This is a genomic window from Oceanobacillus sp. CAU 1775 (genome assembly GCF_054482815.1).
The window spans coordinates 103892-117282 of sequence record NZ_JBTLRO010000001.1; the positions used below are offsets into that span (position 1 = coordinate 103892).

Below are 13391 nucleotides of genomic sequence, written 5' to 3' on the forward strand. Positions count from 1 at the left end.
GAAAAAACCAATATAAAAAGGGGTTTATTTAAATGGGAAGAGTAGAAGGGAAAGTCGCACTAGTTACAGGGGGCGCTTCAGGTATTGGTCTTTCATCAGCACAGCTTTTAGCAAAAGAAGGGGCGAAGGTTGTCATAGCTGATTTCAATATTGACTCGGCAAAACAAGCTGCAGAAGAAATCAAAGCAACTGGAGGCGAAGCAACAAGTATTTTCCTTGATGCAGGGCAGGAAGATTCAATTAAGGAAGCAGTTGAATTTACGGTTCAACACTATGGAAAAATAACTGTTTTGTTTAACAATGTTGGCTCGACTAATTTAAAGAAAGACTTAGATGTTGTAAATATCGATTTAGAAGAATGGGATCGATTGATGAATTTGAATCTAAAAAGTGTATTGCTAGGAAGTCGTTTTGCCATTCCTAATATGATAGAAAATGGTGGAGGCTCTATTATCAATACTGCTTCCATGGCTGGATTTGCAGGAGACTCTATTCGTGCAGCTTATGGAGCATCTAAAGCAGGAGTAGTTAATTTAACCAAATATATTGCGACACAATATGGAAAAGATAAAATTCGCTGTAATGCTGTTGCACCAGGTCTTATTTTAACACCTGCAGCTAAAAATAATATGTCTCAAGAATTATTAGATGTTTTCGGGAAATACAACCAACTTCCATATCATGGAGAACCAGAAGATATTGGTAACACGGTATTATTCCTAGCTTCCGATGAGTCGAAGTTTATCACAGGTCAAACCATTCAAGTGGAGGGTGGACATTATTTAAGTAATCCAACCATCCCTGATTTTAGAGAAATGATGTCGTAAATGATGAAACCAACATCTGTACTTCTAGATACCGTTGATGAGCCAAAAGGGAAAAAGCCTAAAATTCACAACGCTTGGTGGGTCTTACTTGGTCTTTGTATTATTGTAGGACTCGGAAAAGGGACATTAAACAATTCCGCTGGCCTTTTCTTACCATCGATTACAAATGACCTGAACATTGGAATGGGAGATTTAACGTTATATTTTAGCGTATCAGCAGTTATAACAATGCTTTATCTGCCATTTGGTGGAAGGGTCATAGCAAAATACAATATCCGATTAATATTAATTATTTCGATTATCTGTGAGGCAGGAGCTTATATTGCATTCAGTTTTATGAATTCAGTATGGGGTTGGTATATATTCGCTGTTCCTTTGGCATTTGGTGGAGTGTTTATCACTGTCATTGCAGGCCCTGTGTTAATTGGACAATGGTTTAAAAAAAGAAATGGACTTGCTCTAGGTATCTTAACAGCAACAGGGGGATTATTTGGAGCAATCTCACAACCAATTGTCGGAAACTTAATTGTAAATCAAGGCTGGAGATTCGCCTATTTAGCTATAGGAGTAACGGCGATTATTATAGCTGTCCCAGTTATCCTCTTGTTTATTAAAAAAGTAAATCCAAATGAAGGGCATTATCCATATGGAACCACAGATATGGAAAGAGACGCTCAAAAAAAGACGGGTAACAACCCGATTCAAGACAAAGGTGTTTCGATGGCTGTTGCTAAAAAGTCCTCTGCCTTTTATGCATTAATGATATTTTTATTTTTCTTAACTTCGATTTCAAGTTTTACCATGCACATTCCAACTTATTTAGTTGATAATGGGCATGATCAAACATTTGCTGCTAACGCAATGGGCATTTATATGTTGGGTGTAGTTCTTGGTGCTATCGTTATCGGATTAATAAACGACAGATTCGGTTCGAAAAAAGCGACAATATTTTCTATGATAAGTGGAATTATTTCTGTTTCCTTGCTATTGTTCGCAAGCTCTAGTTCTGCAGTCATTTTTATAGCGCTAATACTTTTTGCTTTTGTTACATCTGGCATTGGTACGCTTGCCCCATCTCTTGCGCTTAGTTTATTTGGAATCAAAGAATATAGCCAGATTTATTCTACTGCTTCATTAGGCTTAGCAATTGCAGCGATTGTGGCATTACCAGGTTATGGATATATCTTCCAATTTACAGGAAGTTACTCAGGTGGGCTATACGCGATTTTAGCAATGCTTACTATTAATATTTTTGCTGTAATTATCGCTTTCAAGGGCAAGGAAAAATTAGAAAAATCGGGATTATGGGATTAAAAATAAATCTCAAAAGGGGAATATAAGAAATGGAAAAAATTAAATTTAAGATTCACTATGCTTGGTGGATTCTTGTAGGTCTATGTATCATCGTTGGAGTTAGTAAAGGGGCACTAAATAACTCTGCAAGTCTGTTCTTAACACCAATTTCGCAGGACCTTAATATTGGTATGGGTGATTTGACACTCTACCTAAGTGTCTCTGCATTCGTAACCTTAATTTTCTTACCATTCGCTGGTAAATTAGTTGCAAAATTTGATATTCGTCTCTTAATAATTGCATCCATTATTCTACAAGCAGGAGCATATATTGCATTCAGCTTTATGAATTCTGTGTGGGGTTGGTATGTCTTTGCAGTACCTCTTGCAGTCGGTGGAACATTCCTTACTGTTATTGTAGGTCCAGTATTAATTAACCAATGGTTTAAAAAGAGTAGTGGTTTAGCCCTTGGAATTTTAACTGCAACTGGAGGAATATTCGGTGCTATTGCACAACCGATCGTTGGAAGATTAATCGTAAGTAATGGTTGGAGATTTTCCTATGTAGCTTTGGGTGTTGCAGGTCTCATTCTTGTTGTTGTTGCGACAGTTCTATTTATTAGAAAGATGTCAAAGGAAAAAGGTTTGTATCCATATGGTAGAGAAGAGTCGACAGAAGAAAATAATGGTAAAGATGAGGACTATCAAGAACAAGGCGTCACGATGGCAGATGCGAAGAAATCTTCTGCATTCTATGCTCTAATGATTTTCTTCTTCTTAATAACTGCCATTGCAAGTTTCATGATGCACGTTCCTTCTTATATCGTTGATAAGGGATACACGCAAGAATTTGCAGGAAATGCGATGGGTCTTTATATGCTAGGAGTTGTATTTGCCTCACTAATTATCGGAGTTTTAAATGATAAAATGGGAACAAAAAAGACAACGATCTTGGCTATGATTTTAGGAGTGGTGTCTGTATTAATATTGTTATTCGCAACATCTAGCGCTGCCTTGATTATTATTGCGCTCGTATTGTTCGCATTCGTTACAAGTGGAATTGGAATCATTGCACCATCTCTAACTTCAAGCTTATTCGGGAATAAAGAGTACAGTCAAATTTACTCAACCGTTTCACTAGGATTAGCAGGAGCTTCGATTGTTGCTCTTCCAGCCTACGGGTATATCTTCCAATTTACAGGTAGTTATTCAGGAGGATTATATGCCATCCTAGCAATGCTCGTTATTAATATTATTGCAGTATTCATCGCATATAGAGGAAAAGAAAAGTTAGAAAAAGCAGGATTATGGAATTAAATAGAAACCAGGGGGATTTTAAAATGAATAAATTAGATGGAAAAGTTGCCATCATTACAGGTGGCGCACAAGGTATGGGAGCTTCCCATGTTAGACGTTTCGTCGAAGAAGGCGCAAAAGTAGTTTTTACCGATATTAATGAAGAGCAAGGACGTACATTAGAATCCGAAATTGGTGATAATGTTAAATTTGTTAAACAAGATGTAACAAGTGAATCCGACTGGCAACGTGTTGTAGAAGAGACAGAAAAGGCATTTGGTGGAATTGATATTTTAGTAAATAACGCTGGTATCAGCATGAGTAAGTCACTTCTAGAAATGTCTGAAAGTGACTATCGTAAAATAGTTGATATTAATCAAGTTTCTGTATTTTTAGGAATGAAGGCTGTTGTTCCTTCTATGACAAAAGCAGGAAAAGGATCTATCGTTAATATCTCGTCCATGAACGGAATAGTAGGTGGTGCAGTTGGCTACACAGATACGAAGTTCGCTGTGCGTGGGATGACAAAAGCTGTTGCATTACAATTGGGACATCTTGGGATTCGCGTAAACTCCGTGCACCCAGGTGTTATCGAAACACCAATGGTTACCCAAGGGGATGCCGTTGAAGTAATTAAAGAGTTTTCCAAGCATATCCCATTAAAGCGAGTAGCAAAACCTGAAGAAGTATCAAACCTCGTTTTATATTTAGCTTCTGAGGATTCGAGCTATTCAACAGGATCTGAATTCGTCATTGATGGTGGATTAACTGCACAATAAATTACCTTTAAAAAAAGGACCAATGTTGGTCCTTTTTTCATTTTCTTAATATTTTAAAACCAGATAGCAGCTCGTATAAAAAATAACTTCTTAAATAATGTTTAATCATAGCTTTAAAGGATATTTAATAAAAAGTAGTAGAAAATAATATGGGCTTCATGACATAAATGGAGGGAGGTACAACAACTTCTAAAGAAGAATACCTTACATTTATAAAAAAATAAAAAGGTGGAGATACAATGAAAGGTTGGCAATTTACTAAAACACATGAGCCACTGAAGCTTGTGGAACAAGAAAATCCGAAAGCAGCTCCTGGAAAAGTTGTAATTGACACGAAGGCAGTAGGTTTATGTCATTCTGATGTTGGAACGTTAGAGGATCCAGGCTGGATGGCATTAATGCATCCACCAGTAATCATGGGTCATGAGAATGCTGGCGTAATCTCTGAAGTAGGAGAAGGCGTTACAGACTATAAAGTCGGAGACCGTGTAGCTGTTTGCCCAACCGGACCATCTGGAACGAATCCAGGATACCATTATGATGGTGGTTTTGGAACAAAAATTCATGCGCCTGCAGAGGATTTGGTACATGTTCCTGATGGCCTTTCAATGGAAATGGCAGCTTCAGCGACGGATGCTGGAATGACTTCATATTCGGCCTTATTTAATATAGGACAAGCAAAGCCTGATATGAACATTGCTTTAATTGGTATCGGTGGACTTGGACAATTTGCATTACAAGCAGCTATTGCAAAAGGAATTAAGAATATTTATGCAGCAGATGTGAGTGAGCAAGCGCGTGAATTAGCTAAGGAAATCGGAGCAGCAGGAGTAGTATCTGATATTAAAGATCTGGCAGATAAAGACCTAGACTTAATCGTGGACTATGCTGGTTTTGGAGTGACTACCTCAGACGCTTTAGAAGTTGTTAAACCAGGAGGAACAGTCGTATTAGTAGGGATGGGTAAATTAGAAACTACAATTAATACAACGTCATTTATCACGGGAGCTAAAAGATTATTAGCAAACGTTGGTGGAACACCACAGGATATCGCTGACATCTATGAATTAATGGCAGCAGGAAAACTAAATCCTAAGTTATCGAAAATTGACTTTAAAGACATTCCTGATGGTATTGAGAAACTAAAGGCCGGGGAAGTACAAGGTCGTTTAGTAGCTGTTTACGATGGTAATGAATAAATGATAATAAAAAGCCTCATGAAATATACTCATGAGGCTTTTTGACTTTGTTATAGAGATTATTTTAGTAAAAGTATTTAAGTCTATTAGTTATAAGCCGGACTCTGTTCAACCTTTGATTGTTGTAACCCATTCTCGGCGCGAATAATATCTCCTGCGCGCCATCCGATAGCAATTCCTGGTGCCATCGTGTTACCAGGTTGGATAGGCAAGACCGAAACATCCACTACTCGTAGATTTTTTACACCACGTACCTTTAACGTAGAGTCTACGACATCATCATCATTAGGACCCATTCGAGATGTACCTACAGCGTGAAAAACATGTGGGCTTCTCAGCGCGTGTTCGAACAATTCATCTGCACTTTGAACATTCGGTCCTGGTATCAACTCGGTTTCAATGAGATCGGCAAGTGGACTTTGCTCTGCAATTGCTCGAATCGTCTTAAAGGCTTGAACAATACCCTTGCGATCGTAGTCTGTTTCCAAATAGCGAGAATCAATAATCGGTGGTGCATCAGGTTCAGATCCACTGCTGTGCACGAAACCTTCTGTTGTAGGATGCAATAATAATCCAGATGCAGAAAATCCTGGTTCTTTCGCTACCCTCATCCCAGACGGCCCAAAAGTGGTTGTCAACGGATTGAACATACCTGTAAGATCTGCATGATCCAAACTAGGATTAGATTTAAAGAAGGATGCGATTTCATGTGCACCGGAAGAGATTACTCCTTTACGATTAAGTAAATACTTGGAACCAGTAATCATTTGTTTCATCGTTGATGAGAGTTTTCCATTATAGCCAATTGCTTTGTTAATTTTAGCTTGGTATGTGATCATTCGTTGTTCAATTACATGTTCCCCAACATTTGGACTTTCGACGCGAACTGGGACGCCAATCCGAGAAAGAACTTCTGCGTTTCCAATCCCCGATCTTTCCAGTAAGAGTGGAGTTTCTACTGTGCCAGCAGAAACAATGATCTCTTTTTCAGCATAGATATCCCGAACCTGTCCGTTACTATCTTTTACACGAACTCCAGCTGCTCGGTCACCGTCAAGAAGGATCCATCCTACATGTGTATTAAGTTCCAATGTAAGATTGCCACGTTTCAAAGCAGGTTTAAGAAATGCACTTGCAGCATTCAATCTCCGGCCTCGACGTGCTGTATTAGGTACATAGCCAATTCGCTCGTGATTTGAAGCGTTGATATCTTCCACTCGATCTAAGCCCCATTTTTCTCCAGCTGCAAATATGGCATGATTAAGCTCATCAGACACACGTTCCACATGAATATCAAGTGGACCACCTTCACCCCTTGTTTCTGAGGCACCAAGCTGATGGTTCTCAAAGGACTTGAAAGCGGAGAGCATGTCCGACCATCCCCAGCCGTCATTCCCTAGTTCTGCAACACGATTCCAGTAGCTTGAACTTCCTCTTTCATAATTAAGTCCATTGATTGACGTTGATCCACCAAGTACTCTGCCACGCTGCCACATTTCAACTTTCTGTGCTGCGCCTACAGGCAGTGTCGAGTAATTAAAGGAGTGTTTTGTTGTGCCCATGATGAAGTAAAATCCTTTAGGTATAGAAATTACCGGATCTCTATCACTTCCACCACTTTCAATAACTAACACAGATGAATTCGGATCCTCACTAAGACGATTTGCAACCGTACTTCCAGAAGCACCCGAGCCAATGACGATGTAATCATATTCCGCTTTATGTTTCATAAATATCCCCTCTTCATAAAAAAGTTATTAGTATGTTAGATTTACTTATCTCTTTCTAGTGTAAATTTCTATTAAGCTCTATTTACGTAAATATCGATGAACGAAACACTTGATATTCTGGTCGAACAAAATGGACTCGAATCTCAAGATGCATTCCTTACTGCTTTAGAGGAGCAGGGGACGAGTGAAGATGAAGTCATGGCTGTGATTGAAACACAAATCAAAGTAGATAAACTCATTGCTCGCGAGTCTGGTGATGTTGAGCCGACAGAAGAAGAGGTTCAAGAAATGTATGATATGTATGTCGCTCAGTTAGAGCAAGTGAATGAAGAAAGTGAAGAGGAAGTAGAAGTTCCTTCGTTTGAAGAATTAGAACCCGATCTCATCGCACAGATTAAAGCAGCAAAAGAATCAGAAACGTACCAGAAACTTATTGAAGAACTTCGTTCGGATGCGGACATCACTAAAAATTTATAATTTAAAAAACCAGGTTGAAAGAAACCTGGTTTTTTGTGTTAATAAAGGGACATTGGGGACAGTCCCATTAGTCTAGTGCGTTAAAAAGGCAGGGTGCTAATCCCAAAACTTCACTGGATCCTTTAACATAGTGGTAGACTAATCCTCCCACCCCTGAAATCCCTCATGGTTTTCAAGTATTAATCTTACCGAATAGATTCTATAAGCATATACAATCTCGGCCCCATACCATCTCCTGCTTCTGCAATATATTCATATTCAATGAGCAATACATTTTTCCCCACTTGATACAGATAGTATCCAATAGGCGAAGAGATTCCATCTTCCGCCGGTTTGAGCGCAGTTTGACTCCAGCCGGGATAATCGTGATTACCGTCTATGAATGCTTCCCCGTCACTGACTTCTTCATACGCCTCAAACTGTTGTGCCATCTCTTCCGCAACCTGCTCCATTTCCACATTTTCTATCACGGATAAGCTAACGGAAGCAACAGATTCATATTCTGGATAGTATGTCACTGTTTCGTTCTTAACGATATAGGAATGATTGAGAAACGCATCGATTGCATAGGAAATGCCATAGGGTTCGATCATGTAGTGATACACTGTTGTTGCTTCTTCCATTCCTTCGAGTTCAATCGTACTTGGTTCACTGCCGAGTTCTACTATTTGAAAAGGTTCATTCTCCTCGACTTCCTCATTACTCGGAATAGTTGTAGAATCATCTGTTTCTTTGTTTTCTTCAGAAGTACTTGTTTGGTTTTCCTCCTGGTTTTCGGGAGGTGGAGCGGTGATGAAGTCAGAAAGCATCGGGTAAAGGAGCACACTGCCAATGAGAATGACAGCCACAGCTGCAAGCGAGATGAGTAACGGTTTTCTTTTCCTGCTTCGACTGCTTTTCTTCGCATGCTTTTGGATCGTCATTTTCATTTCCTCCTTTTGATGTGGATGGATTGACTGTTCCAACTTTAGCTTTTTAAGTTTCTGGATTAATTCCTCCTCATTCCGGTTCATGGAAATCCTCCTTTACAATCGTCTGCAAGACCTTGAGTGCCCGGTGGAAAGTAACACGCACTTTGGTATCTGTCCAATTTAAAACTTTCGCCGTTTCATTAACGGATAATTCCTCAATACCCCGAAGAACAATCACATCTTGATAATTTTGTTTCAGCTTGGCAATTGATTGATGCAAAAGCAATTTCTCTTCAGAGGAAATCTGCAAGTCTTCCGGATTCGGTTCTATCGACTGTTGCGTATGCTTTATTAGTTTTCGCCAGTCTTTTCGTTTACGCTTTCGGGCTTCATCTATTGCTAAATTTCTTGCGATAGAGATTAGCCATGTTTTTGGACTAGCTTCTCCCTGATACGAATCGTAGCGGTTCACTGCTTTTAAAAATACCTCTTGCACAAGGTCTTCGACATCGATTGACCCGGTATAATACACTAAAAACCGATACACATCATCTGCATAGGCATCAAACCAATCACTGATTACCTCCTCATCCATACGAAACCCTCCTAAACTGCGAAACAGAGATAATTCATGCTTACTTATTAGACGAACGAAAGGGAGAAAAGATTACAGTGGATTTTACTTTTGGGCGAATATTTCCATATAAAATGATGTTTTATCACTTTTTACATAAAATGAACCATACATAAAGAGTGGAATGTAAGATACAGGTACGAGATAATTTTAAAGGAAACCACCTCAGACTAGAGGAAATGATTATTGACGAACTACGAGTGGATGCAGACATTACTAAAAAATTATAAGTCGAAAAACCAGGTCGAATCAAACCTGGTTTTTTGTATGTTAATGAAATTTTATAGGGGTAAGGTCCGTCACCTACCCAACAATCCTATTCTTCCCAATCGCTTTCGCCTGGTACAAATTATTATCCGCATGGTCGATAAACGTCTTTAGCTTATCAGGCTTCTGATTATCATATAAAGCAATCCCACCGCTTATCGTGACTTGAATATCTTCAAAAGGATGCGCTGCTATTTCAGAACATATGCGATTGGCAACGAACCTCGCACTTTCAAGGCTTGTATTCGGCAAAATAACTAAAAATTCTTCTCCACCATATCTGCCTACCGTATCAAGTCCTCTAATATTATCTTTGATAATCTGCGCAACTCCTCGGAGAACTTTATCACCAAATGTATGGCCGTATGTATCGTTTACCATCTTGAAGTTATCAATATCGATTAACAAAATAGTTAAAGGAGAGGTATACTTTATCGTTTGTTCCATGCGATTTTCAAGCTCTTCCATGATTGCTCTACGATTTTTAATATTTGTAAGAGAATCTGTATGATAGGCTTTTGTTAACTCTTTGTTTTCAATGATCAATCGTTCTTCCAATTCTTTTTGCTCTGTAATGTCAAATACGATGCCGGCCGCAAATAGAGGTTTACCATTTTCATCGCGTTGGGTAACTCTTCCACGGTCATAAAACCACTTCCATTTTCCATCTTTTGTTTGAATACGGTACTCACATTCATAAACTGCAGCTTCACCCTTCATATTAAGGATCATCGCTTGCATGGTATTTTCATAGTCATCAGGGTGAACTTTATCCGTAAAAAAAGAGTAACTTACTTTTTCAGGAAGTTCATCTCTTTCATATCCTAGTACGGTGACTTTTAAAGGATTAAAATAAACAATACTCGTACGGAAATTTAAATACCAATGGCCGAGGTTCCCAGCCCAGGCAAAATTTAATTTATCTTCTTGTACCCTATCTGTCCAAAGTTCCTTCTGAAGCATTGATAACTCATCGATTACATCTAGTAATTCTTCCTTCGTGTATTTTGAATAATCCACTGGCCTCACCTCCAATACAGTATAACTCTGTTTAGGTGAAAAGACCTGTTAGATTATAAAATATTAATAGATTCAGATAAGTAGTATACTGAAACTATCATTTAGAAAGTTATCCGGTAGAGGGGGCAAATCATGCATTGTAAAAGTTGTTCAGTAAATCCAGTAAAGTACCAGATTAAATTTGAAGGAACGCAAAATCTTTCGATGTTAGCCGAAGTCATCGAACATTTAAAAAGAAGAAACATTGAAGTCGAAGAAAAGAATAATATTCTTATTATCCATGAAAATGGGGTAAGAGAGCTATATCAGTACTGTGTCGATCATATGGAAATCAACGAAATTACCTTTCGAATGCTACGTGAAGAATGGAAAGCATTTGTCGATGTGGAAAAAGTCCTTGCTATCCAATGGGTGGACGAGATTATTAAAGAGGAATTAGTCCATTGTCTCTATCAACCAATTGTGAAAGCAAGCCGGGAAATCTATGGATTTGAACTTCTTTCACGATTTAAAAATAAAGATGGAACTGTGATTTATCCAAATGAAATGTTCCAAGCGGCAAAAGAACGTGGGCGCTTATATGCCCTTGATAAATTATGTCGAATGACCGCAGTTAAGCATGCGGCCGCGATAAAAGCAGATCAAAAAGCATTCATCAATTTCATACCAACTTCTATTTATTCGCCGGAACATTGCCTAAAATCTACTATTCAAACAGCGAACGAACAAAATATTTCTCCCGATCAGCTTGTTTTTGAAGTAGTGGAAACAGAGCAAGTCGATGATATAGAACATTTGAAAAGAATACTATCTTATTATAAAGATAGAGGTTTTGAGTATGCGTTGGATGATGTTGGAGAAGGATTCAGCACCCTTGAAGTATTAGAACAAATAACGCCAACGTATATGAAACTTGACATGAAGTACGTGCAAGGTGTTCACGATGATCCAGAAAAGCAAAGAGTCGCGAAGCACTTTTTAGAGAAGGCAAGGGAAGTTGCATCGATTCCGTTAGCTGAAGGGGTAGAAGAGCAAGCTGAATTCGAATGGTTAAAAGCAGCAGGATACGAGCTCTTTCAAGGATATTATTTTGGAAAACCAGCACCGACACCATTGGAAGACTAGAACGCTCATTATATAATGGATGTTTTTCGACAGACTATCTTTCACTTTTCTCTAAACCAGTCCGATACTATAGATAATAAGAACACTCCCTATTAGCCACTAGCTTTTACACCTAAATCATAGGAGGGAAAAAGATGGACAATAAGATTAATTCGCAAAGTACAAATTACAGACCACCAAATCTTACAGAACGATTGGAGCCTAACAAGCAAAGTAAAAGCCAATCAAAGGAAACTCACGCAAATTCGCAAGCAAATCGTGTGGACACCTATACGCCGTCGGAAAAGGTAGAGTCAATTGTTTATGAGAAGCCGTCGATAAAACCTGATACAAAGACAATCGAACGATTAAAAGCAGAAAGTGAACAGCATTATCAACAATTAAAAGACTTGGTAAAGCAATTACTAGAGAAACAAGGATACACATTAGCTGAAGTACGGGACAGATCTATTCCGCTAGAGGTAGATGAGGCAACCCGACTAGAAGCACAAGCATCCATTTCAGAAGGCGGAGAACACAGCGTCGAGAATGTAAGTGATCGCCTCGTCGATTTTGCAATTGCGATTTCTGGTGGAGACAGAAGTAAGTTGGAAACATTAAGAGGAGCCATTGAAGGAGGATTTCGTGCCGCTGAAGAAGCATTTGGAGGCAAGTTACCTGATATCTCTTATCGAACATTAGAAGCAGCAATGGAAAAATTAGATAATTGGGCTGCAGAAACAGAATAAAATTTAGGAAGGAACAAGGAGTGAATGACGTGCTCTTTGTTCCTTTTTGAATCATTGATTTATGTAGAATTACCCCCACAATGTTTTACTTTTTCAAATAACGGATATATATATTCTGTACATGACATTAACACTTACTATATTAGGAGGCTAAATGCATGGAAAATGTATATGTTGTAGAAAACAGTGTGAAAGCAAAAGAAAAAATTGACGAACTGACGTTACAAGGATATACGAAAGAAGAAATTTACGTGTTTGACCACGAAAAAGATCGTACAGATACGTTATCAGATAAGCTAGATGTAAATGAAGTAGGAATGAAAGAAGAAGGCTTGATGGAAACAGTTGCAAATGTCTTCCGTAAACGTGGCGATGAGCTCCGTTCACAATTCCAAAGTCTTGGATTAACTGAGGCAGAAGCAAACCGCTATGAAGAAGAACTGGATAAGAGACATATTGTAATTGTTGCTAAGCGTTAAATAAAAAAAGCGGCACCTATAAAATGGGTGCTGCTTTTTTCTTGGTCGAAAAGTGCTCTTAACTAAAATTAAAGTATGTTAATCCTCCAACAGCTATGAGAGCAATAAAACCAACGATACCACCTATTATTAATACCCATAATAAACTATCTAACATTTTATGCACGTTGCTCACCCCATTTCATACCTAGAACCACAATATGACCCTACCACTGATAAATTTGCGACATTTAAAAGTGACGTCTGTTTAGGGGATTTATTAAAAAAAATTCTTTTATAAGATCTTGTTAAAATTGATTATTGCTATAGATGGATTTATTGGCGGTTATACAGGCTGAACACCCATATAAAAAAGCCCAGAAATAAACTGTTAACCAGTTTTTCCAAGGCTGTGATCCCTCATGATACAGCAATTCAATAACTCTATTAAATCAGACATATTTTTTTGTGATTGTGAGACTCTAGAAGATAATTAGTTCTAACTATGATTATACCCTTAATCCCACCGACTTCAAAGAATACGACCTTTTTGAAACATGGATGAAACATGGGGACGGTTCTCGTGTTGCACTCTGCGAGCGAGAGTGCGGTTTCCGATTTGTCTTCTATAGGTTAATACCTTACCAT

General features: G+C 38.5%; 13 protein-coding genes. 9 read left to right on the forward strand and 4 right to left on the reverse strand.

Annotated features, from left to right (window positions below; genetic code table 11):
* Nucleotides 1-32 precede the first annotated feature (32 nt).
* From ACXYMZ_RS00525 to ACXYMZ_RS00545, 5 genes are all read left to right on the forward strand, one after another.
* Nucleotides 33-827, forward strand: coding sequence for an SDR family NAD(P)-dependent oxidoreductase (locus tag ACXYMZ_RS00525; protein ID WP_458946390.1), 795 nt, complete (start codon nt 33-35; stop codon nt 825-827).
* On the forward strand, nt 828-2141 hold the full coding sequence (locus ACXYMZ_RS00530) for an MFS transporter (protein WP_458946391.1): 1314 nt from the start codon (nt 828-830) through the stop codon (nt 2139-2141).
* 29 nt (nt 2142-2170) lie between these two features.
* Nucleotides 2171-3436 carry an MFS transporter gene (locus ACXYMZ_RS00535; protein ID WP_458946392.1) on the forward strand — a complete coding sequence of 422 codons (1266 nt, stop codon included), beginning with the start codon at nt 2171-2173 and terminating at the stop codon, nt 3434-3436.
* Nucleotides 3437-3459: 23 nt separating this feature from the next.
* Nucleotides 3460-4194, forward strand: coding sequence for an SDR family NAD(P)-dependent oxidoreductase (locus ACXYMZ_RS00540; protein ID WP_458946393.1), 735 nt, complete (start codon nt 3460-3462; stop codon nt 4192-4194).
* A 239-nt stretch (nt 4195-4433) separates the two neighbouring features.
* Nucleotides 4434-5393 (forward strand): zinc-binding dehydrogenase, encoded by a 960-nt coding sequence (locus tag ACXYMZ_RS00545; protein WP_458946394.1) that lies wholly within the window; start codon nt 4434-4436, stop codon nt 5391-5393.
* 86 nt (nt 5394-5479) lie between these two features.
* On the opposite strand, the gene ACXYMZ_RS00550 is transcribed toward ACXYMZ_RS00545, so the two are convergent.
* Nucleotides 5480-7123: a GMC family oxidoreductase gene (locus ACXYMZ_RS00550; protein ID WP_458946395.1), complete on the reverse strand. Its 1644-nt coding sequence runs from the start codon at nt 7121-7123 to the stop codon at nt 5480-5482.
* 96 nt (nt 7124-7219) lie between these two features.
* Here ACXYMZ_RS00550 and ACXYMZ_RS00555 point away from each other — a divergent pair, with 96 nt between their 5' ends.
* Nucleotides 7220-7600: a hypothetical protein gene (locus ACXYMZ_RS00555; RefSeq protein WP_458946396.1), complete on the forward strand. Its 381-nt coding sequence runs from the start codon at nt 7220-7222 to the stop codon at nt 7598-7600.
* Nucleotides 7601-7785: 185 nt separating this feature from the next.
* Here the strand turns inward: ACXYMZ_RS00555 and ACXYMZ_RS00560 are convergent, their stop codons facing one another.
* The 3 genes from ACXYMZ_RS00560 to ACXYMZ_RS00570 all read right to left on the reverse strand — a co-directional run bounded on the left by ACXYMZ_RS00560 (nt 7786) and on the right by ACXYMZ_RS00570 (nt 10432).
* Nucleotides 7786-8613 (reverse strand): hypothetical protein, encoded by an 828-nt coding sequence (locus ACXYMZ_RS00560; RefSeq protein WP_458946397.1) that lies wholly within the window; start codon nt 8611-8613, stop codon nt 7786-7788.
* Nucleotides 8600-9106: an RNA polymerase sigma factor gene (locus ACXYMZ_RS00565; RefSeq protein WP_458946398.1), complete on the reverse strand. Its 507-nt coding sequence runs from the start codon at nt 9104-9106 to the stop codon at nt 8600-8602. The genes ACXYMZ_RS00560 and ACXYMZ_RS00565 overlap by 14 nt, the downstream gene beginning before the upstream one ends.
* Nucleotides 9107-9448: 342 nt before the next feature.
* A complete protein-coding gene (locus ACXYMZ_RS00570) occupies nt 9449-10432 on the reverse strand; it encodes a sensor domain-containing diguanylate cyclase (RefSeq protein WP_458946399.1) in 984 nt (327 codons plus the stop codon).
* Nucleotides 10433-10564: 132 nt separating this feature from the next.
* On the opposite strand from ACXYMZ_RS00570, the gene ACXYMZ_RS00575 reads away from it, so the two are divergent.
* From ACXYMZ_RS00575 to ACXYMZ_RS00585, 3 genes are all read left to right on the forward strand, one after another.
* The gene (locus tag ACXYMZ_RS00575) at nt 10565-11557 is read left to right on the forward strand and encodes an EAL domain-containing protein (RefSeq protein ID WP_458946400.1); all 993 of its coding nucleotides are present in this window, start codon (nt 10565-10567) and stop codon (nt 11555-11557) included.
* A gap of 134 nt (nt 11558-11691) precedes the next feature.
* Nucleotides 11692-12285: a hypothetical protein gene (locus tag ACXYMZ_RS00580; RefSeq protein WP_458946401.1), complete on the forward strand. Its 594-nt coding sequence runs from the start codon at nt 11692-11694 to the stop codon at nt 12283-12285.
* A gap of 158 nt (nt 12286-12443) precedes the next feature.
* A complete protein-coding gene (locus ACXYMZ_RS00585; protein ID WP_458946402.1) occupies nt 12444-12764 on the forward strand; it encodes a general stress protein in 321 nt (106 codons plus the stop codon).
* Nucleotides 12765-13391 lie beyond the last annotated feature (627 nt).